This is a genomic window from Pseudomonas sp. QD4 (assembly GCF_049199125.1).
Taxonomy (GTDB): domain Bacteria; phylum Pseudomonadota; class Gammaproteobacteria; order Pseudomonadales; family Pseudomonadaceae; genus Aquipseudomonas.
In genome coordinates, this window is the sequence record NZ_JBLZOM010000005.1 from 110,858 (window position 1) to 132,863 (window position 22,006).

15 protein-coding genes are annotated in these 22,006 nt (G+C 62.7%); 10 read left to right on the top strand and 5 right to left on the bottom strand.

Features of this window, described 5'->3' with window-relative positions:
- Window positions 1-35 precede the first annotated feature (35 nt).
- The 8 genes from urtE to ACOZJV_RS26235 all read left to right on the top strand — a co-directional run bounded on the left by urtE (window position 36) and on the right by ACOZJV_RS26235 (window position 6,430).
- Window positions 36-734 carry an urea ABC transporter ATP-binding subunit UrtE gene (gene urtE, locus ACOZJV_RS26200; RefSeq protein ID WP_201129228.1) on the top strand — a complete coding sequence of 233 codons (699 nt, stop codon included), beginning with the start codon at window positions 36-38 and terminating at the stop codon, window positions 732-734.
- Window positions 735-764: 30 nt separating this feature from the next.
- Entirely contained in the window at window positions 765-1,604 is an 840-nt protein-coding gene (locus tag ACOZJV_RS26205; protein ID WP_201129226.1) for an urease accessory protein UreD, read from the top strand.
- A 69-nt stretch (window positions 1,605-1,673) separates the two neighbouring features.
- Window positions 1,674-1,976 (top strand): urease subunit gamma, encoded by a 303-nt coding sequence (locus ACOZJV_RS26210; protein WP_020298739.1) that lies wholly within the window; start codon window positions 1,674-1,676, stop codon window positions 1,974-1,976.
- A 9-nt stretch (window positions 1,977-1,985) separates the two neighbouring features.
- On the top strand, window positions 1,986-2,519 hold the full coding sequence (locus tag ACOZJV_RS26215; protein WP_421548846.1) for a GNAT family N-acetyltransferase: 534 nt from the start codon (window positions 1,986-1,988) through the stop codon (window positions 2,517-2,519).
- 6 nt (window positions 2,520-2,525) lie between these two features.
- The gene (locus tag ACOZJV_RS26220) at window positions 2,526-3,059 is read left to right on the top strand and encodes a GNAT family N-acetyltransferase (protein ID WP_078469598.1); all 534 of its coding nucleotides are present in this window, start codon (window positions 2,526-2,528) and stop codon (window positions 3,057-3,059) included.
- On the top strand, window positions 3,056-3,361 hold the full coding sequence (locus ACOZJV_RS26225) for an urease subunit beta (protein ID WP_421548847.1): 306 nt from the start codon (window positions 3,056-3,058) through the stop codon (window positions 3,359-3,361). Before ACOZJV_RS26220 ends, ACOZJV_RS26225 begins: the two co-directional genes overlap by 4 nt.
- Before the next feature lie 116 nt (window positions 3,362-3,477).
- On the top strand, window positions 3,478-5,178 hold the full coding sequence (ureC, locus tag ACOZJV_RS26230) for an urease subunit alpha (protein ID WP_078469596.1): 1,701 nt from the start codon (window positions 3,478-3,480) through the stop codon (window positions 5,176-5,178).
- A gap of 112 nt (window positions 5,179-5,290) precedes the next feature.
- Window positions 5,291-6,430: a sensor histidine kinase gene (locus ACOZJV_RS26235; RefSeq protein WP_421548848.1), complete on the top strand. Its 1,140-nt coding sequence runs from the start codon at window positions 5,291-5,293 to the stop codon at window positions 6,428-6,430.
- A gap of 104 nt (window positions 6,431-6,534) precedes the next feature.
- Here the strand turns inward: ACOZJV_RS26235 and ACOZJV_RS26240 are convergent, their stop codons facing one another.
- Both ACOZJV_RS26240 and ACOZJV_RS26245 read right to left on the bottom strand, forming a co-directional pair.
- On the bottom strand, window positions 6,535-6,837 hold the full coding sequence (locus ACOZJV_RS26240) for a chaperone modulator CbpM (protein WP_020298733.1): 303 nt from the start codon (window positions 6,835-6,837) through the stop codon (window positions 6,535-6,537).
- Window positions 6,838-6,859: 22 nt separating this feature from the next.
- A complete protein-coding gene (locus ACOZJV_RS26245; protein WP_078469696.1) occupies window positions 6,860-7,804 on the bottom strand; it encodes a DnaJ C-terminal domain-containing protein in 945 nt (314 codons plus the stop codon).
- 300 nt (window positions 7,805-8,104) lie between these two features.
- Between ACOZJV_RS26245 and ACOZJV_RS26250 the strand changes: the two genes are divergently transcribed.
- Together ACOZJV_RS26250 and ACOZJV_RS26255 are read left to right on the top strand one after the other, a co-directional pair.
- Entirely contained in the window at window positions 8,105-9,370 is a 1,266-nt protein-coding gene (locus tag ACOZJV_RS26250) for an Hsp70 family protein (protein WP_078469594.1), read from the top strand.
- A gap of 59 nt (window positions 9,371-9,429) precedes the next feature.
- Window positions 9,430-10,338 carry a hypothetical protein gene (locus ACOZJV_RS26255; protein WP_421548849.1) on the top strand — a complete coding sequence of 303 codons (909 nt, stop codon included), beginning with the start codon at window positions 9,430-9,432 and terminating at the stop codon, window positions 10,336-10,338.
- A 13-nt stretch (window positions 10,339-10,351) separates the two neighbouring features.
- Here the strand turns inward: ACOZJV_RS26255 and ACOZJV_RS26260 are convergent, their stop codons facing one another.
- The 3 genes from ACOZJV_RS26260 to ACOZJV_RS26270 all read right to left on the bottom strand — a co-directional run bounded on the left by ACOZJV_RS26260 (window position 10,352) and on the right by ACOZJV_RS26270 (window position 21,982).
- The gene (locus tag ACOZJV_RS26260) at window positions 10,352-11,362 is read right to left on the bottom strand and encodes an AI-2E family transporter (protein WP_078469592.1); all 1,011 of its coding nucleotides are present in this window, start codon (window positions 11,360-11,362) and stop codon (window positions 10,352-10,354) included.
- A 142-nt stretch (window positions 11,363-11,504) separates the two neighbouring features.
- On the bottom strand, window positions 11,505-12,347 hold the full coding sequence (locus tag ACOZJV_RS26265; protein WP_421548850.1) for a hypothetical protein: 843 nt from the start codon (window positions 12,345-12,347) through the stop codon (window positions 11,505-11,507).
- Window positions 12,344-21,982: a hemagglutinin repeat-containing protein gene (locus tag ACOZJV_RS26270; RefSeq protein WP_421548851.1), complete on the bottom strand. Its 9,639-nt coding sequence runs from the start codon at window positions 21,980-21,982 to the stop codon at window positions 12,344-12,346. The genes ACOZJV_RS26265 and ACOZJV_RS26270 overlap by 4 nt, the downstream gene beginning before the upstream one ends.
- Between the last annotated feature and the right edge of the window lie 24 nt (window positions 21,983-22,006).

Here is a 22,006-nt window from a genome sequence, read left to right on the forward strand (position 1 = left end):
TTGAAGCTTGCCGCTCTCCTATCTGAGGTTCTTCCATGCTCCAGATCCAACACCTTCATCAGTACTACGGCGGCAGCCACATCCTGCGTGGCCTGAGCTTTGACGTGACGGTGGGTGAAGTCACCTGCCTGCTCGGGCGCAACGGCGTGGGCAAGACCACCCTGCTCAAGTGCCTGATGGGCCTGCTGCCGACCAAGGAAGGCACGGTCACTTGGGAAGGCCAGGCCATCACCGGCTACAAACCGCACCAGCGGGTGCACGCCGGTATTGCCTATGTGCCCCAGGGCCGGGAGATTTTTCCGCGCCTGACGGTGGAGGAGAACCTGCTGATGGGGCTGTCACGTTTCGGCGCGAAGGAAGCCAAGGAGGTGCCGGCCTTTATCTACGAACTGTTCCCGGTGCTGCTGCAAATGAAGCAGCGTCGTGGCGGCGATCTGTCGGGCGGTCAGCAGCAACAACTGGCCATCGGCCGCGCCCTGGCCAGCCGCCCGCGCTTGCTGATCCTCGACGAGCCCACCGAAGGTATCCAGCCTTCGGTGATCAAGGAGATCGGCGCGGTGATCAAAAAACTCGCGGCACGAGGCGACATGGCGATCCTGCTGGTGGAACAGTTCTACGACTTTGCCGCTGAACTGGCCGACCAGTACCTGGTGATGTCCCGGGGTGAAATCGTCCAGCAAGGGCGGGGCGAAAATATGGAAACCGAAGGTGTACGCGGCCTGGTTACGATCTAACCTGTAGCCTCCTGACGATAAGCGCGAACCATGAATCTTCCTGCCCACACCGCGTTGTTCACCCCTAGCTGGCATGCCGAGCTGGAGCTGGGCTACGCCCGTTTCGGCGACACCACGCGTCCGGTGCAGCGCCGTCACCTGGGCCCGCTGCGGGTGCAGAAGCACCTGTATGCCGAAGGCCCCGAGGTCTGCCAGCACATCATCGTCCACCCCCCTGGCGGGATTGCCGGTGGCGACCGCCTGGACATCCGCGCCAGCGTCGGCACCGATGCCTGGGCGCAACTGACCAGCCCTGGCGCCGCCAAGTGGTACCGCGCCGCTGGGCCGGCGTACCAAAACCTTGAGCTGCACGTCGCCGCCGGTGCCACCCTGGAATGGCTGCCCCAGGAAAGCATCGTGTTCAGCGCCGCCCAGGCGGAACTGGCGACCGTGATCGAGCTTGAGGGCGACGCCCGACTGTTCTACTGGGACATCGTGGCCCTGGGCCGCCCGGCCAGCGGTGAACGCTTTGACCTCGGGCATTTTCAATCGCACCTGGATATCCGCCGTGACGGCCAGTTGCTCTGGCACGAACGCCAGCGCATTGTCGGGGGCGACGGCCTGCTGGACTCGCCCATCGGCCTGGACGGCCAGCCGGTGTTCGCGACCCTGCTGGTCACCGGCGAAATCGACACGCAACTGCTGGAGACCTGCCGCTCCCTGCCCCACGAGGTACGCGGCGACCTGACGCAACTGCCCGGGCTGCTGGTGGCCCGCTGCCTGGCCAGCGAAGCGCTGCTGGCCCGGGCCTGGCTGATCGACCTGTGGCGCCTGCTGCGCCCCGCCCTGCTCGGGCGCGAGGCCGTGCCGCCGAGGATCTGGAATACATGAAGCGCCTGTCACGCGGGACCGCCGCCCTGACGCGCTGAACCTTTTAACTGCCCAAACGGATTGAACACGATGGACCTGACCCCACGCGAAAAAGACAAGATGCTGATCTTCACCGCCGGCCTGGTGGCCGAGCGACGACTGGCCCGTGGCGTGAAACTCAATTACCCGGAGGCCATGGCCTATATTTCCGCGGCGCTGCTCGAAGGCGCCCGTGACGGCCAGACCGTGGCCCAACTGATGCACTACGGCACCACCCTGCTCAGCCGTGAACAAGTGATGGAGGGCATCCCGGAAATGATCCCGGAGATCCAGGTCGAGGCGACCTTTCCCGACGGCACCAAGCTGGTCACCGTCCACCAACCCATCGCCTGAGGCCGCGCCATGACTTACCGCATCCGCGATGCACTGCATGCCGACCTGCCGGCGATCCGTGACATCTACAACGACGCCGTGCGCACTACCACGGCGATCTGGAACGAGCAGCCCGTGGACCTGGGCAACCGCCAGGCCTGGTTCAGCGCCCGGCAGGCCCAGGGCTATCCGATCCTGGTGATCATCAACGCCGACGAGGTGGTGCTCGGCTACGCTTCGTTCGGCGACTGGCGACCGTTCGACGGCTTTCGCCACAGCGTCGAACACTCCGTGTACGTGCGCGACGACCAGCGCGGCAACGGCCTTGGCCCACGCCTGATGGAAACACTGATCGAACGCGCCCGGGGCTGTGACAAGCACGTGATGGTCGCAGCCATCGAAAGCGGCAACGAGGCTTCGATCCGCCTGCACCAGCGTCTGGGTTTCATCACCACCGGACAGATGCCCCAAGTAGGCACCAAGTTCGGACGCTGGCTGGACCTGACCTTCATGCAACTGATCCTCAACCCCGGGGCGCTGCCGCCCGCCATCGACAAGGAGTGATACCCGATGAACGCTGCCCAACTGCGCCGAGTACATGGGGAAAGTTTTGCCCATTACCGCCAGGGACTGAGTGATCTGCTGTTCGACGCGGTGCAGCACGGGGCCTCGATCGGCTTCATGGCCGACCTCGACCAGGCCCAGGCCGATGCCTACTTGCGCAACCTGCAGGCCGGGGTGGAAGACGCCAGCCTGCTGCTGTGGGTAGTGGTGGATAACGAAAAGGTCCTGGCCAGCGTGCAACTGGCGCTGTGCCAGAAACCCAACGGACGCAATCGCGCCGAGGTCCAGAAACTCCAGGTGCGCCACGACGCCCGTCGCCGCGGCCTGGGCCAGCAACTGATGACGGCCCTGGAGCAGGCAGCCCGCCAGAACAAGCGCGGCCTGCTGTACCTGGACACCGAAGCCGGTTCCCCCGCCGAGGACTTCTACCGCTCCCTGGGCTACATCCGGGTCGGTGAACTGCCCAACTACTGCCAGAGCCCGGACGGCACCTACACCCCGACCGCCATTTACTTCAAGACTTTGGGACTGCCCGCATGATTCCAGGCCAATACCAGATCCAGCCCGGCGACATCGAACTCAATGTCGGCCGCCGCACCTTGAGCCTGAAAGTGGCCAACAGCGGCGACCGGCCGATCCAGGTCGGCTCGCACTACCACTTCTTCGAGACCAATGACGCCCTGACCTTCGACCGCGCCGCCAGCCGGGGCATGCGCCTGAACATCCCGGCCGGCACCGCCGCGCGCTTCGAGCCGGGGCAGACCCGGGAAGTGGAACTGGTGGACCTGGCCGGGCATCGCCGGGTATTCGGCTTTGCCGGGCGAGTGATGGGCGCTCTTTGAGCGCAGCTTCAAGCTACAAGCGGCAAGTAACAGCCATTTGCGGCGCTATCGATTGCTTTTGATTTTTCTTGCAGCGGGCAGCTTAAAGCTTGCCGCTTATTTCCGAGGACCGAGGAATGCGCATTTCCCGCGAGGCCTACGCCGACATGTTCGGCCCCACCGTCGGCGACAAGGTGCGGCTGGCCGATACCGAACTGTGGATTGAAGTGGAGAAGGACTTCACCACCTACGGCGAAGAAGTGAAGTTCGGCGGTGGCAAGGTGATCCGTGACGGCATGGGCCAGGGCCAGTTGCTGGCGGCCGAGGTGGTCGACACCCTGATCACCAACGCCCTGATCATCGACCACTGGGGCATCGTCAAGGCCGATGTCGGCCTCAAGGACGGGCGCATCGCCGCCATCGGCAAGGCCGGCAACCCGGACATCCAACCCAACGTGACCATCGCCATCGGCGCCAGCACCGAAGTCATCGCCGGCGAAGGCATGATCCTCACCGCCGGCGGCATCGACACCCATATCCACTTCATCTGCCCGCAGCAGATCGAAGAAGCGCTGATGAGCGGCGTCACCACCATGATCGGCGGCGGCACCGGGCCAGCCACCGGAACCAACGCCACCACCTGCACCTCGGGACCCTGGCACATGGCGCGCATGCTCCAGGCCGCCGACGCCTTCGCGATGAACATCGGCTTTACCGGCAAGGGCAACGCCAGCCTGCCGGAGCCCTTGATCGAGCAGGTCAAGGCCGGGGCCATCGGCCTCAAGCTCCATGAAGACTGGGGCACCACCCCCGCGGCCATCGACAACTGCCTGAGCGTCGCCGACCAGTACGACGTCCAGGTGGCGATCCACACCGACACCCTCAACGAGTCGGGCTTCGTCGAAACCACCCTGGCCGCCTTCAAAGGCCGCACCATTCACACCTACCACACCGAAGGTGCCGGTGGCGGCCATGCGCCGGACATCATCAAGGCCTGCGGTTTTGCCAACGTGTTGCCGAGCTCGACCAACCCGACCCGGCCCTTCACCCGCAACACCATCGACGAGCACCTGGACATGCTGATGGTCTGCCATCACCTGGACCCAAGCATCGCCGAAGACGTGGCCTTTGCCGAAAGCCGCATTCGCCGCGAGACCATCGCCGCCGAAGACATCCTCCACGACCTGGGCGCGTTCTCCATGATCAGCTCCGACAGCCAGGCCATGGGCCGGGTCGGCGAAGTCATCACCCGCACCTGGCAGACCGCCGACAAGATGCACAAGCAGCGCGGTCCGCTGCCGGGCGACGGCGAGGGCAACAGCAACTTCCGGGTCAAGCGCTACATCGCCAAATACACCATCAACCCGGCGATCACCCATGGCATCAGCCACGAAGTGGGCTCGATCGAAGTCGGCAAATGGGCGGACCTGGTGCTGTGGCGCCCGGCGTTTTTCGGGGTCAAGCCGACCCTGATCCTCAAGGGCGGGGCGATTGCCGCCAGCCTGATGGGCGACGCCAACGCTTCGATCCCGACCCCGCAGCCGGTGCATTACCGCCCGATGTTCGCCAGCTTTGGCGGCAGCCGACATGCCACCAGCCTGACCTTTATCAGCCAGGCGGCCCTGGACGCCGGCGTGCCCGAGACCCTGGGCCTGAAAAAACGCATCGCGGTGGTCAAGGGCTGTCGCCAGGTGCAAAAGACCGACCTGATCCACAACGACTACCTGCCACAGATCGATGTCGACCCGCAGACCTATCAGGTCAAGGCCGATGGCGTGCTGCTGTGGTGTGAACCGGCGGAGGTGCTACCCATGGCACAACGTTATTTTCTCTTCTAGAACCCGGCACTGATCAGCCCGGAACCCTGTTTGGCAGCGCGAGTTTTGAAAACCCCGGTTTGGCGCTAAGATGCCACTCGATTTCTCACAATTGCCTGCAGGGTTCCCGGCTATGCGCCTGTCCGATTTCATCGTGCAACACGTTGATCGAATCGTTGATGAATGGGAGCAGTTTGCGAAATCCATCGCCCCTGCCGCCGACTCCATGACCCGCCTGCAATTGCGCGATCACGCAAAATCGATCCTGCTGGCCGCCGCGCGCGACATGCGCACCGCCCAGACCGCCCATGAACAACAGGCCAAGGCCAAGGGCGAAGGGCCGGAAAAAACCCCCAGCCTGGATGAAGCCGCCGCCAGCCATGGCGAACTGCGGCACACCGTGGGCTTTGACCTGGTGCAGATGACCTCCGAATTCCGCCACCTGCGCGCCTGCGTGATCCGCCTGTGGGTGGGCAGCCTGGAATCACCGGACCTGATGTACTTCCAGGACATGATCCGCTTCAACGAAGCCATCGACGAAGCGCTGGCCGAGTCCACCGCGGCCTATGCCGAACAGGTCGATCGTTCGCGGGATATCTTCCTGGCGATTCTCGGCCATGACCTGCGCGCGCCCTTGCAGGCTGTGAGCATGTCCACCGAGATGCTGGCGCGGCGTGTCGCGCTGGACACCGAGGGCCTGGCCTACGTGGCGCGGATCAAGAGCGGCGCGCGACACATGGGGGCGATGGTCAGTGACTTGCTGGAGTTTGTGCGCAGCCGGCTAGGCAGCGGCTTGCCGATCGAGCCGGCACCGATGGACCTGGCCAGCGCCGCCAAAGCGGCCATGGATGAAGCCTGCGCCGGGCAGCCCGATTGCTCCCCCTCGCTGAATTTCCACGGTGATGGCCACGGCATCTGGGATCGCGGGCGCATCGAACAGATGCTACAGAACCTGATCGGCAATGCGTTGCAGCACGGAAACAACAGCCGCACCGTGACCGTGACCATCACCGGCGGCGCCGAACAGGTGTTGCTGACGGTGCACAACTACGGCACGCCCATCCCCAAGGACGCCCTGAGCACTTTGTTCGACCCCCTGGTGCGCAGCGCCAGTGAAGAACTCGGCACTCCCTCCACCAGCCTTGGCCTGGGGTTGTTTATCGTCAAGGAAGTGGTCAGCGCGCACCAGGGCAGCATCGAAGTCAGCTCCAACGAAAGCGACGGCACCACCTTCACCGTCACCCTGCCCCGGGTTTCCCGGGCACAGCCCTGAAAACACAACTGGGCGCCCAAACGCCGACGTTTTCCTGAAACATCCGCGGTGTTTATCAGGGCCAGCGTCCGAACGCGGCCCGAGGCTTCGGCAGCGGCTACAGGTCAGTCGAGGACCAGGCGCCCCAGGCGTTGTTTGAGCATGCGATTTTCCGCGCGCAGTTCGCGCACTTCATCCAGCAGGTCCAGGGCCAGGGCGACGCCTTGCCACTCCAGTTCCAGGTCGCGGTGCAGGATGGCCGCGCGCTTGGCCAGGGCCAGCTGGTAATCGTTGAAACGCCAATCCTTGGGCGCCTGGCCCTGAGGTTCGAGGATCCCGTGTTCGACGATTTCGATCACGTAAGCGGCCGACAGGTCGGTCACCTCACAGAATTCTTCCATGTCCAGCTGAACGATCAGGGTACTCATACTCAGCTACTCCATTCTCGAATCAAAAATGTTCCCGTGGGTCGAACGCCGCCTTTTTCGCCAGCTCCTGCCACAACGCCTTGACGTCATCGTCAGCCTGTTTCGGCATCACCGCCTTGAGCTGGACGAACAGCGAACCACGCTCGCCGGCCTTGTTCAGCAAGCCATGGCCCTTGGCGCGCATGCGCTGGCCGTTCTGGCTGCCGGCCGGCACCTTGAGGTTGATCTTGCCGGTCAGGGTCGGCACCGCGACCTCGGTACCCAGCGCCAGCTCCCACGGAGCCAGGGGCAAGGTGATGATCAGGTTCTCGCCTTCGACGTCGAATTTCGGGTGCGGGGCGAAGCGAATGGTCAGGTACAGGTCGCCATTGGCCCCACCGCCCACGCCCGGCGCGCCCTGGCCCTTGAGGCGGATACGCTCGCCATCGCTGACCCCTGCCGGGATCTTCACGTTCAGGCTCTTGCTGGTGTTGCTCACATGCTGGCCGGCGGCGTTGTACTGCGGCACCTGGAAGCTGATCTTCTTCGACTCTGCAGAGAGGGTTTCTTCAAGAAAGATCGGCAGTTCCATTTCCACATCCTGTCCACGACGTCCGGCGCTGCGCCGCGATTGTTCACCACCACCAAAGCCCGGGCCACGGTTACCGAAGATCGAACTGAAGAAGTCCGAAAAGTCGCCGGTATCCTGGCCACCGCCAAAACCGCCACGGCCCTGCCAGCCCGGCGGCCCCTGGAACGGTTGGCCGTGCTGGCCGTATTTGCGCATTTCGTCGTATTCGGCGCGTTTGTCGGCACTTTTCAGCGCTTCATACGCTTCCGAGGCGTCCTTAAACTTTGCCTCGGCGTCCTTTTCCTTGCTGACGTCAGGGTGGTACTTGCGCGCCAGCTTGCGATAGGCCGCCTTGATCGCCTTGTCGTCCGCCGTCGGTTCCACACCGAGAATCTTGTAATAGTCTTTGAAGTCCATCGAGGGAATCACCATCCGTTATCAATATCGCGCGGCATACAGTGCAGCATGCTCTCATTGGCAGCATAAGGATTGATCAATCTCAACCCGTTGACTGGTGCGGCGCATCAAAAGTTTATCGGCAATCGCCGGCGGTTCTTGCGAGCGCCCGGTGATTGCCCGGCTCATGCCTGCAAGTTTGGGGTGAAGAATAGTCTTTCAAGGCAGGAAAAGGTTTCGATTTAGCGGATAGTCGGCCTTCGAATCTGCCAGCGACTGACATACACTGCGCGGCCGTTTTTTAACCGGAACTTGAAAGACATGAAAAACGCATCTCCGGCCCGTGCCTGCGGTATCGACTTTGGCACGTCCAACTCCACTGTCGGCTGGCTGCGCCCCGGCATGGAAACGCTTATCGCGCTGGAGGATGACAAGATCACCCTGCCCTCGGTGGTGTTCTTCAATATCGAAGAACGTCGCCCGGTGTACGGTCGCCTGGCGTTGCACGAGTACCTGGAAGGCTATGAAGGCCGCCTGATGCGCTCGCTGAAAAGCCTGCTGGGCTCCAAGCTGATCAAGCACGACACCAGCGTGCTGGGCACGGCGATGCCCTTCAAGGACCTGCTGGGCCTGTTTATCGGCCAACTCAAGGCCCGCGCGGAAACCGCCGCCGGTCGGGAATTCGAGGAAGTGGTCCTGGGTCGCCCGGTGTTCTTCGTCGATGACGATGCCGCCGCCGACCAGGAAGCTGAAAACACCCTGGTGGAGGTGGCGCGCAAGCTGGGCTTCAAGGAAGTGTCCTTCCAGTACGAGCCCATCGCCGCAGCCTTCGACTACGAGTCGACCATCGAACGCGAAGAACTGGTGCTGATCGTCGACATCGGCGGTGGTACGTCCGACTTCTCCCTGGTACGCCTGGCCCCCGAGCGCCGCGACCTGGACAACCGCCACGACGACATCCTGGCCACCGGTGGCGTGCACATCGGCGGTACCGATTTCGACAAGCAATTGAGCCTGCAAGGCCTGATGCCGCTGTTCGGCTACGGCAGCCGGATGAAAAGCGGCGCCTACATGCCCACCAGCCACCACATGAACCTGGCGACCTGGCACACCATCAACTCGGTGTACTCGCAAAAATCCCAGCTGGCCCTGGGCAGCATGCGCTACGACATCGAAGACACCGGTGGCATCGACCGCCTGTTCAAGCTGATCGAGCAGCGTGCCGGCCACTGGCTGGCGATGGAAGTCGAGGAAACCAAGATCCAGCTGACCCACACCGACAGCCGCCACGTGCCCCTGGACCGTATCGAGCCGGGGTTGAGCGTGGAGCTGAGCCGGGCGCTGTTCGAGTCGGCCATCGACAACCTGCTGGAGCGCATCCGCAACAGCGTGACCCAGTTGCTGGACGATGCCAGCGTCGATGTGGCCCAGGTCGACACGGTGTTCTTCACCGGCGGTTCCAGCGGCATCCCGGCCCTGCGCCAGAGCATCTCGGCCATGCTGCCCAATGCCCGCCACGTCGAAGGCAACATCTTCGGCAGCATCGGCAGCGGTCTGGCGATTGAAGCCAGGAAGCGCTACGGCTAGAAACCCGCTCGACCGGCGTGCCCCAGGGCTGGGGAAAATTTTCGCAAGGAACCGAAACGATGAACCTGTACAAACTGTTGCCCCTGCTCGCCGCCCTGCTGCTGACCGGCTGCAAGGAAGACTTCATGTCCCTGCACTTCGAGCAGCCGGTTGGGTACCAGGGCCAGCAGGTCAATGGCAGTGTCAGCGCCTTGTTGGTGGAGGCGATTCGCGCCCGCGGCATCGATCCTGAAAAGGTTGAGCTGGCGCTGGATGAGCAAGACAGCCGAGTGGTTCATCTGTCCCTCAAGGACAGCCTGAGCCCCGAGCAGCGCGAGGCATTGCGCGCACTGTTCGATGACATTCTCAAAGCGCGAACGGCCAGCAGCATGGCTATCGACATGACACTCGAACCGCAGCCGGGGGACGCGCCCCCGCAGCCGACCACCCTGACCCTGTCCATCAACTCCGAGGTCAGGCTTTCGGCACGCTACCTGCTGCTCGACCGGGCACTGGGCTATTACAACAAGAGTGGGGTTCCGGTCGAAATCGTCTGCAACATCCAGGGCCAACTGGACGGCGACCTGCCCTTCAACGCGGTGAGCGTGCAACAAGTTCCCGGGCAATCACCGGAGCATGTGCGCATCAACTACCGCAGCCAGGGGTATAGAAAAAAGACCGTGACCGGCCAAATGATCGCCAAGGACGCCCAATTGCGCGAAAGCGTGCGCAAAGGCGAGATTCGCCTGTGGAGCGAAGACATGGTTCAGGACGACCTGCTGCGGACCAAGCTGCAACTGTCGATTGAAGTCGCCAACCTGGGTGAACAGTTGCTAACCGCCGACTTCAGCCCCGATAACCGTAACGACGATTGGAACGCTCAATGCGCCGAGAAGATCCAGCAACTGGGCCGGCCGTTCTCGTTCCATATCGGCTCAGGTCTTGATCGCCTCCAGTCGGTCACCTATGAGGGCGACAAGCGCAATTGAAGCAAGCGGCGGCCTAGACCAGCCCCGCCAGCTTCAACTCGCTTTTCAGGTAGGCGTAGTAAATCGGCCCTGCCACCACCCCCGGCAGGCCGAACGCGGCCTCGAACACCAGCATCGCCAGGAGCAACTCCCAGGACTTGGCACTGATCTGCCCGCCGACGATTCGCGCGTTGAGGAAGTATTCCAGCTTGTGGATAAAGATCAGGTAGCCCAGCGCCGCCACCGCCACCCAGATCGACAGTGACAGCCCGACTATGGTGATCAGGGTGTTGGAGATCAGGTTGCCGATTACCGGCAGCAGGCCCAGGAGGAAGGTCAGCACGATCAGGGTCTTGGTCAGCGGCAGCTTGACCCCGAACATCGGCAGTACCACCGCGAGGAAGATCCCGGTGAAGAAGGTGTTGAGCAGGGAAATCTTGATCTGGGCAAACACGATGTTGCGAAACGCCTGGACCAACAGGTGCAGGCGATCGAACAGGGCAGCGGCCAACGGTTTGCGCTTGGTCAGGTCGGGCACCCGCTGCAAGGCGATGATCGCCCCCAACACCATGCCGATCAGCAAGGTCACGAACATATGGGCCGCGTCCTTGCCCACCAGTTGCAACTCACTCAAATGCTTGCTGGCCCAGGCGCCAATCGCGGCCTGGAATTCTGCGGCACTGGCCGGCAGGTAGGAGTCGAGAAACGGCGGCAGCTGGCCACGCGCCTTGTCGACCACGGCCATGAATTTATCCAGGGAAGCGCCTGGATTTTCCGCCTCGTGCAGCAGAAAACTGATGGCACCGGCAAACAGCAGCGTCAGCAGGCTGACCACCAGGGTGCCGAGCAACGCCACTGCCAGCCAACGCGCGCGTCGTCCTTCGATCAGCCGTTGCAGCTGCGGGGTGAGCATATTGACCAGTTCGAAAACCAGCAGCCCGGCCAGCAGGCTTGGCAATAGTCGCAGCGGCAGAACCAGAAGCAACCCGCCGAAAATGATGACCCAACTGAACAACAACAGATGACGCTGAGAAAACGTTGGCATATAGCCTCAAAACGAACGGCTTGAAAAGATTGGCAGTCTGCCAGCGTTCTCCGGGCACGAATAGGGGCAGGCGCCGTAAGGAAAGCGGCTCAATTATTTACAAGAGTGTCGCGACAGCCGTTGGTTCGAATCAATGGTGCCATCAGAGCGCTGGCGCGGCCGAGTCAGGCAGCGGCACGTCGTAGCCGCAGTAATGCAGAAAGGTCAGGTTCAGGCGCTTGTCGGGGTAGTCATCGCCCCAGGGCAGGTTCTTGTCCAGACGCGACTTGACGTGGCTACAGAAGGCTTGCAGATCCGCCTGCGCCTTGGCCAGCACCGGTGCGGGCAATCGATTGATTTTCAGGCTCTGGAAGAACGGTTCGATAAAGACCTGATCCAGGTCGTAGCCCTTGGTTCCCAAAGGCAGGCGCTGGCCCGCATGCACGTAGAAAGGCTGCTTCAAGCCGCTCTCCTGCTCCCAGCACCAGTACTTGACCTCATCCTCGAAAATGCCAACCGCCTTCCCTTCCCAGCGCTCGTAGGTACGCAGGCATTGAAAACCCTGGCGTGTCACCCAATCGAAACTGCTGGGTTTGACCCCGTGATAGGAAGGCAACGCCTGCCTGGCCACAAGATCGTCCTTAAACGCCTGCTTGGGATAGAGCAGCCCGTCCGACCTGCCACTGAGAAAGCTGTTGACCCGCATATAGAGCCCGGACGCCGTCACCTGGATATCGCCATAGGAAAAGGTTCCGGACGTCCCTACGGAGAGAGCATCAAGTCCCTTCTCATAATAAAACCCGCTGGTGATCGTCCCGCAGGGCGCATGACGAAAAGGCCCCGGCAGGTCGAAGGAATAACGCTGCATCAACGTGACCCGCTTGGCGCCTTCGGTGCAGAGCATGCGGTTATCGAAGCGAGCATTCTCGTAGACCAGGGGCGGGTTGCTGCACCCGCTGCCCAGGATCAGCAACCCGCCTGCCACGACTGCTCTGAGAATCTTCATAGCTTGTTGGTCTTGTTGGCCGGATCGGGCAAGCGCGTGTGGGTGCCGTTGGCATCGATCACCGTCGGCGTGATGTAGCGCGAATTGCCTTTGAACTGCTCTTGCAGGGCGTTGGGTTGATCACCGCACATGGCTTTGGACACGCACAAGTAGTTGGAGTGAGGGCTGGCCGCACCCAGCAACGACGTGCTGGTGGTCAGGGAACCAAAGAAGCGCGCCACCGGGTCGGACGAATGGAGGAAGTTGCCGCCCAACAAGTCAGACACGGTATCGGTGACGGGCAACATGCCGAAGAAGTTTTTCGACCCGGGACGGTTCACCTGGAAGTACGCGCCGTCCTCAATGTTGAACCCGGCCTCCTTGGCCGCCTGGAAGAAACTCGTCGAGCCCACAGGCGCACCGGACAATTGAATGCTGCCCACCTTGCCATTGAGGTTGAAGTCCAGCCCCGAGATCCCGCGGTAGGTCAGGAGACCACCCTGGCTGTGGCCGGCGATGTCCAGTTTGTAATTGTCGTCGATGCCAGCCTGATAGAAGTCATGCAGTTCGCGCGCGTTACCGGAGCGCACTACACCCCCCAGCGCCACATCCCACAATGACTCGACCAGGTCGCCCAATATGCCGTGCTCCGGGTTGTAGGCCTGCATGAAGGTATCCGAGCCCGTCTGCATAGCGCCATTGACCAGGGCCGAGAGCAGCGAGTTCTGAATGCCGTTGGTGAAAATCGCACCATCGCCATCCGGCCGGCTGATCTCAACCAGGCTCTGATCTTTTTTGAGCACCGGTTTGCCACCGTCATCCACTTTGATGGTCTTGCCGTCTGACTCGTATTCGAAGCCGGTTTTGACTCGATAAAAACGCATGTCCCCGGTCAACAGAGTCGGCACCTGGGTAATCAGGCCACCATGACTTTCAACACCCGGCATGACCCCGAGGGTGTAGGTGGACGCCTTGTCCATGACGGTTTCCAGCAGCCCCGGAATCCATGCCAATGGCCACAGCGACGGGTTCTCTTCAAGCGCCGCGCTGGCGGCACCGCTCAAGGCGGCGTACTGGCTAAAAATCCCCGCCGCGTTCTTGCCATAGTCCTTCACACCCTGGCGCCAGTTGTTCACGGTATCCACCGGATGCGACACGCCGTCCAGGGAGGACTGGCTGACATACAGGTCAGTGCGTTTTTCCTTGTCCTTGGTGATCTCGAAGGCCTTGGTCAGATCGCGGTTCAGGCCTGTCGTGGAGTCCACGCCAGTCTTGGCGTCGTTGCGCACGATGATGCTGCCGGCGCCCACGGTGGCGCGAACTTCCTGCTCCTTCTCCTTGCGGTAGTCATAACCGCTGACGCTCCAGCCGGAGGCGCCAGTCTTGCCTTTGCCGGCCAGGCTCTTGTCGGTGGTAAACGCCACTTCCTTGCCAGTCATCTGATCGGCGCCTTCACCACCGCCTCCCCAGCCGAAGGTGCCACCCACGTTGACGTAGTAGCTGTGCTCCTTGTCCTGGCCGGAGATATCGCGGAAGCCCAGGGTGTTGGTGTCCAGCTTCAGCTTGCCGTTGTCGGCGGCGATCACCGCACCGTCGATCTGGGTATGGTTTTCGGTGCGGATATCCACGCCGTTCTTGCCGGTGATACTGGTCTGTTCCTGTACCCAATCGGTCTTGCCGGTGGTCTTGCCCACCCCCAGCGAACCGCTGACACTGCCACCGCCGCCCAGGCCGATGCTCACCGTCACACTGGCATCCAGTTGCTTGCCGCTGACTTTGCCGGTATCGGGCACCGAGGACACGGTCAGGTCACCGCCCACCCGGCCGATGACTTCATCGCCACGCAAGGTCGCACCGGAAATAGTGCTGTCCTTGCCGCTGGTGAAGCGCAACTGGTCACCGGCAACGAGGTTGGCGTTCTGCTGCCGTTCGTTCTCGCGATCAAGCTTGCCCTTGCCCATATCGACACTGGCATACACAGAGATGAAGTCCTTGCCGCCCACTGCCAGGCCGACTTCACCGCCGCCACTGCTGCGATCGGACTCACTGCTGGAGTCATTCTGCGCCGCGCGAATGGTCAGGTCCTTGCCGGCACTGAGGTCGATATCCCGCCCGGCATGGACCTGGGTCCCAATCAGCGTCAGGTTGTCACGGGCTTCAAGGCTGACGTCACGCCCGGCCAGAAACACCGAAGGCGTACTGGTGCCATCGCTGAGCTGCTCGGTAGCCGAGCCGACACTGCCGCCGATCCCGGCCCGGGCACTGCCACCGCCGCTCTGGCCGTTGATGCCACCCTGGCTGCGGGTGGTCTTGCTCTCTTCCGAGACCACACCACGCGCCACATCCACGGTGATGTTGCGCCCGGCCAGGGTGATATCGCGCCCGGCGTCAAACTGGCTGCCACGGACACTGATGTCATTGCCGGCCACGGCACTGATGTCTCGACCCGCGCCCACATTCGACGGACTGTTGCTCCGGACTTCCTGGCGTGAGCTGGTGGCCTGGCTAGCCGAGCCGAAGTGGGTTGCGCTGGTCGGCCCGGAGGTGAACTGGTTGATCGAATCCACGGTGCTCAGCACACTCGAGGCCTTGCTCACGCCGTCGTCACCCTTGCCGGTGCCTGCGAGGGCGTCCTTGGTGTTGCCATAGTTGTGGCTGATATTGACCGTCAGGCCGTTGCGGTCGCGGCTCTTGCTGTTTTCCTGAATCGAGGTTTCCTTGCCGGCATCGACATTGATGTCGCGTCCGGCCTGCAGGTTGACGTCGCGATTGGCGTCGATCCGCGAACCTTCCACAGTCAGGTCGCGACCGGTCTTGATGTTGACGTCCTGCCCGGCCAGCAACTGGCTCTCGGCGACCGTCTGCTGGGCATTGCGCGATTTCTCCTTGAGGGCCTCACGCCCCAGGAAGGCGGTGACGCCGTTCCGGTCGCTTTCCAGGGACAAGCCGGTGTGCTTCTCGCTTTTCCAATTGCTCTGGTCCTGGCTGTTGCTGCCGGCCAGGACATTGACGTCGCGCCCCGCACCGACGTTGAGGTCGCGCACCGCCGCAGCGGTACTGCCGATCATGTTCACATCACGGGCCGCTTGCAGCGTGGTATCACGCCCGGCACTGACCACACTGCCGACGCTCTGGGTCTGCAGGTTTTCCTGCCCCGACTTCTTGGACGAGGCAATCGAGATAAAACTGCCGGAACTGGATAAACCGACCTTGCTCCGGTACTTCTCGCTTTGGCTGGTGGACTCGTTCGCCGCATCGATCAGGTTGATGTCGCCGTTCTTGTCGATCAGCCCTGCTCGCAGCTCCGCATCACGCTTGGCCTCAACGGTGCTGGCCGACAGGTTGACGTTGGTGCCGGCGATGATCACGGCGTCATTGCCGGCGCTCAGCTCGCTGCCCACCTGGGTGGTGGTGCTGGAACTGCGGCTGTTGCCACTTTTATTGAGGCCGAAGCTGCCTTTTTTCTTCTGGCTGTAGGCGCTGTCCTGCTGCTCTTGCGCCGAGACCAGGCTCACATCGCCACCGGCGCCGAGCAACAGGTCATTGCCGGCTTTCAACTGGCTGCCGACCACGGTGACATCGCGCCCGCCATTGAGGCTGATGCGGCCGTCCTTGTCCTGGCTGACATTGACCATCAGGTCATGCCCGGCGCTGATTTCAGAACCGACGTTGGTGGTGGCTGAATCCGCGCTGCGGGTGGTCTTGCTGCTGCCCCAGGAGCCTTTTTTCTTCTGGGAGAAGGTCGACGCCTCTGCGTCCTGGGCCGAAGCGATGACCATATCGCGCTCGGCATTGAGCGTCAGGTCCTTGCCCGCAGCGACCTTGCTCGCCACCACCGCCAAATCACGCCCGGTATTGAGTTCGAGATTGCTCTGGGTGGTCACGCTGGAACCCAGGTTCTGCAGCGTGTCCTTGGTGACCAGGCCACGGCTGATGGCGCTCTGGGTGAAGGTATGGTCCTGCACCGCGAGCAGATCGATATCCCGGCCGGCACTGAGCTTGGCATCGCCGGCGCTGCTGATCTGGCCTGCGTTGGTCAGGTCGCGTCCGGCACTGAGGTCCAGCTGCTGCCGCGCGCTGATCTGGCTGCCCTGATCCAGCACCGTGCGCGAACCCGAGCCATAACCCACTGCAACGGCGGTGCGGTCGTTGATCAGGTCGCCTTTGATCGCGGTGACGCTCACCTGGTTACCGCGGATTTCACCGCCCAAGGCATTACGCACGCTGTCCTGGGCCATCAGGCTGACCCGCTGGTTGGCCTCCACCAGGCCACCCTGATACAGGTTGCCGCCGGCATTGACGCTCAGGTCATTGCTGGCGCGCAGGGTGCCGACGTTGGTCAGGTCATTGCCTGCCAGCACGGTCATATCCCGCCCTTGCACCAGGCTGCCGCCGCGCAGATTGCGCGAGTCGGCCTGGGCCAGGTACAGCACCGGCACCAATACCTGTTCGCCCTGCACCTGGCGGGTTTCCATCCACACGATGTCGTGGGTCAAGGCCGCCACTTGCTGCGCGTTGAGGGAGACCCCGACGCTCAGTTGCAACTGGTCCTTGGACGCAATGGCGTTATCCATCAGGTAGCGATACTGGTCGTAATCGCTGGTCAGGCTGGCCGCCAGGAAGCGTTGCCCGGTTTGCGCCAACACGGCCTCGCGAATCAGCCGAGTCTCATACAGCCCGTCGCCCAGGCGGCGCCAGGTCTGGTCGGTGTTGTAGTTGAGATGGCCGAGCATGTAGTCGGAGCTCATGAAACGCGACAGATCGGTAAAGGCCGGGTTGGTCTCGATCAGGTAACGACCGCTGGGGTTCTGGCTCTTGACGAACATGCCGTACTCGCCCTGGGGCAGGTGGTAGCTCGCAAGCGAAGTCGGATCGACCGCAACGAACGGCGTGCCGCTGAAGTCCACTGGCACGAAACCGACCTGGGTGCTGCCATCGGCGGCTACGCGCTCGACGCGCTGCACATCCTTGGCTTCCTGATTGCTGGCGGCAGAGCTTTGCGCATTGACCGTGATCACCTGGCCACCGGCCTGGGACAAGTTGTTCTGCAACTGCTGGCCCGTCAGTTGGGCGCGGGTCTGCTCGGTCAGGGTGCCGTTTTCAAGATTGCCGCTGACTTGCAGGTTCAGCCGCTGACCGGCTTGCAAGATCGAGGCGTAGCCTGTTTGTGTGCCCGGCAGTACGGTGCTGTGGGAGGACAAGAGCGGGTACAGCAGAATCACCCCCGGCACCGCCTCTTGCTGATCGGGGGCGACATTCGCGTTGCGGGCGTTCCAGGCGAGGGTTTCTTGCTTGGCATAGCGGTACGCGCTTTTGGGAACACCATGCAGCCAGTAGGTCATGCTCTCGAGCCGCTGGTTCAGGGTCGAGCCACGGTTGTAGAAATTATTGGCGGTGACAAAGGCATCGCGGTTGGCAGCGATCAGACTTTGGCTGTTTTCCACGGTGTCGGCATGAAGGGTCAGGTCACGATTGGAGACCAGCCGTGCAGCCGGCGATTGCTCCAGGACCTTGTCCTGGTAGGTGGTGTTGACGATGTAAGTGGCGGTGTGGTGATCGCCCGAGCAGTCGGTGCAATTGATGTCGATACGGCGACTGACGATGCTTTCGCCGATCTTGAATTTGTCCATGGCGTTTTCCAGCAACCCCACGTCGATGTACATGTCGCCTTCGCTTTCGATGGTGCCGGAACGGTTGCTGAGCAACGCCGCTCGCCCGCCATCCAAGGCGGTGAAACTGAGGTTGCCGGCGCTGTAGATATCGCCGTAGCTGTTGGCCAGGCCGTTGCCGCGCAGGATCATGTCGGCGCCGCTGTAGATCAGCGTGTCGGCCGAGGTGGTGATGCCATTGGCCGAGCGCAGTTCCAATTGCCCCAGGGCGCCCAGGGTGCCGCGGTTGTTGATCTGCGCTGCGGACACCGACAGGTTCTGGCTGGCGATCAGGCGCCCCAGGTTGTCCAGGGTGCCGCGCAGGTTCAGTTGGGTATCACCGCCACTGGCGATACGTCCGCCGAGCTGGTTCAAGTCGGTGGCGCCGACCGTGAGTTTTTTCTGCGCCGAGAGCAGGCCGCTGTTGTTCAGGTTGCCACCCAGCTCCAGGGCCAGGTCGCCATCGCTGACCAGCTCGCCCCCGTTGTTCAGGTTCACCGCGCCCAGGCGCAGGCCGCTGGCACTGGCAATGCGGTCGCCGGCATTGAGGCTGAGATCACCCGAGGTGCTCAAGTCCAGTGCGCCATTGAGCTGCAACAGCCCGGCGCCATTGACCGCGCCGATATCCCAATCGCCGTGGCCGAGACCGGTGACACGGCCCTGGCTGCCCGCAAGCCCGGCCAGGTCCAGCTTGAACTGGCCGCCCCCGGCATGCTCGATGCTCCCCAGGGAGTTGCTCAACAGCCCGGCGTTGAGGGCAAATGCAGCCGTACCGATGGCCAGCGATCCGCCCTGGTTATTCAGGTTGCCGGTCAGCGCAACAGTGCCCAACTGCCCCGCCAGCGCCCGCACTCGACCGCCGCTGCTGTTGTCCAGGTTGCCGCCGGTAAGCAGCAGGCCGTCAGCCGATTCGATCAGGCCACCCTGGTTCAACAGGTCGCCACGGGCCGCCAGTTCCAGTTGCCGGGCGCTGACTTCGCCACCCCGATTGTCCAGCAGTTGCCCGGAGGAGCTGAGCAAGCCGTTCGCATACAGCTTGCCTGCCTGGTTGGTCAGGCGGTCGACTGTCAATTTCAGCGCGCCGGATTGGCTGCTGATCAGGCCGGCCTTGCCATCCAGGGCACTGTTATCCACAGAGCCGGCAGTCAGCGCGACGCTGGCGCCTTGCAAGGTCCCACCACGGTTATCCATGGCGCCCTGGGCCAGGGTCACTTCGGCATGGCTGTCCTTGGCCAGGATCATGCCCCCGCGGTTATCCAGGTTGCCCGTGATCAGCTCCAGGCCCGCACCGCCCGCGAGCAATTGGCCCTGACGGTTATCCACAGCCCCGCCCTGGATTTCCAGGCGCTTGCCCTTCAAGGTGCCACCCAGGTTGTCGAGCTGAATGAACTGGCTGACCCGCAGTTTCTGCTCGCCGGCATCGATCAGTCCGGCGTTGTTGTTCAAGGCGCCACTGAGGGTCAGGGCGACATTGCCGGCCTGGGCGACCAGTGCGCCCTGGTTGCTGTTGTCCAGGCTGTCGGCATTGATCACCAGGCTATTGCCGAGCATCACGCCCGCGCTGTTGCTCAACTGGCCACCGTCGATCTGCAAGGCGCCATCGCTCTGGATCCGCCCCTGGCTGTTGCTCACCTGACCCGGTGCGGTGCCGTTGGGGTTGATGGTCAACGTCAAGCCATCGGTTCCGGCCGCGAGCAGCCCCTTGGCCTGGTTGTCCAGGCCGCTGGCGGTGACCGTCAGGCGGTCACCCACCAGGCGCCCGCCACGGTTGTCGAGCATCCCGCTGCTGGTCAGCACCAGTTGGTTACCGACCACGACCCCTTGCTGGTTGCCGACGCTGCCGGCTTCGACCTGCACATTGCCCTGTTTGGCTTGCAGATGGCCCAGGGCGTTATTCAGGTGCTGCTTGACGATCAGCGTCAGCGGACCGTTCTCGGCGCTGAGCACGCCGTTGGCGTTGTCGCTGAGCCCGTCGAGGTGGGCCGTCAGTTCGTTGCCGAGGACACGACCCTGATTGTTCGCCAGGTCACCGGCTTGCAGATTCAGTGTTTGCCGGCCTTGTAGCAGGCCGCCGCTGTTATCCACATCCCCGGCCTTGAGCTTGAGCACATCACCGTTGATGGTGCCGCCCTGGTTGGCCAGGCTGCCGCGACTGTCCAGAGTCAGTTGCGGCGCAATCAAAGTGCCGCCACGGTTGTCCAGGCTCGCCATCTTGAGGTCGAGCGCGGTAGTGGCCTGGATCTGCCCACCGGCATTGATCAGGTCCTGGTCGAGGGTGATTGCGGTCGCCCCGTTCTCTGCGCTGATCATGCCTTTCTGGCTGTTGTCCAGGCGTTGCGCGGTCAGGGTGATCTGGTCGCCCAGCAAGCTGCCGCCACGGTTCAGGGCTTCACCCGCTTGCACTTCAAGCAGGCTCTTGGCCTGGAGGTGGCCGCCGTCGTTATCGAGCTGGCCGCTGATCTTGAAAATCGCACTGCCCTGGCTCGCACCGATCAGGCCTTGCTGGTTGTTGAGGCGATCAACCGTGACCAGTACCTGGTCGGCAATCACCTTGCCTTTCTGGTTGATAAAATCGCTGGTACGCAGGTTCAGACCGGCACCGGCAACCTCGATCCGCCCGCCAGTGTTGTCCAGGCTGGCAAGGTTGAGGTCGACCGCCTGGCCGTCACCAAAGCGGATCAGCCCGCCGAGGTTGACGATGGCCGGGGTGTCGAGGGTGAGGGTGTGCTGCGCAAGCAGCCGCGCCTGCTCGCCCTGGCTGACCAGGCGCGCGGTGCTCACTTGCACCTTGGCGCCCTGTATCACGCCGTTGTTGTTTTCGACGGCCTGCTGCGCCTTCACGTTGAGCGTGCGGCTGGCCAGCACATTGCCCTGGTTACTCAGGGTCTGGCTGACGAGGGTCACATCGCCCGTGGCAGTGCGCGTGTTATCCGGGTTGACCCCCGCCTCGATGATGCCGTTGTTGCGTATCTGGCTGCCGCTGGTGACCTGTACTTTGTCCCGCGCGGCGAGGCTCTTGCTGACGGTCACGGCGCCGCGGCTGTCGATCCGCGCCTCGGTGCCCGCATAGGCCGGGCCCTGAAGCTCGACGCTCTGGGCCTTGATGGCGATGGCCTGGTTGGCGCCCATGCTGGCTACGGTCACCTTGCCGCTGGCATCGATCTGGATGTCGCCGGTGCTGGCGGCCATTTCGCCGGAGATGTTCACCCCCACGCCCTTTTCCGTGCCCACCAGACGGATCGCCCCGGCGTACATACCGCCCAGGGCCGAGCTGTCGATGGCCATTTCCGGCTTGGCACTGCCGTCGTCTGCACGCGCGGTGACGCTCAGGTCATCGGCGCCGACATCGTTGCGGCCGGTGATGACATTGAGCTTCTTCGCGTACAGGTCGGCATTGAGTTTGGTGCTGCGGGTGATGAGGTCGAACTGGTCGATATTGCTGGCGTTGAGCCCCGCGCCCTCAATGGAGATATCCCCGCCATCGACCTGGAAGTGATCAAGTTTCTGGCCATTGATCACCGGTTTGCCGGTGGTCAGGGTGGCGCGCGGCGTATTGATGAAGCCGCAGCCGTTGCAGGTGATGCCATGGGGGTTGGCGACTATCACCCGCGCCGCCTGGCCCGCGACTTCGGTGTAGCCCTTGAGGGTGCTGCGGTTACTGCCGGTGACTTCGTTGAGGATGACTTGCGCGGCCTGGCCCTTGAGGTTCGCGTTGCCCGGGATGTAACCGCCAAGCTGGGTGTTCTGCACCGAATTGACGCTGTTGTTGAGGATCAGGCCGTTACTGCCGACGTTGTATTCGCTGAATTTGTTGTGGGACAGCCCGCTGCCGTTGGTCCCATTGATATTGACCACCGGCACGCCATTGCCTGCCTGGCCGATGGTGGCATTGCCACCCGCCTGGGGATCGAGCGTCAGCCCGGCGGCGACGCTGACAATCGGGTTCAGGAAAATGATGCCCGACAGTGATAGGGCAATGCATTGAGCAAAGGGCTTGCGAACGTCCATGTGGCAATCATCCATTCACTGAAA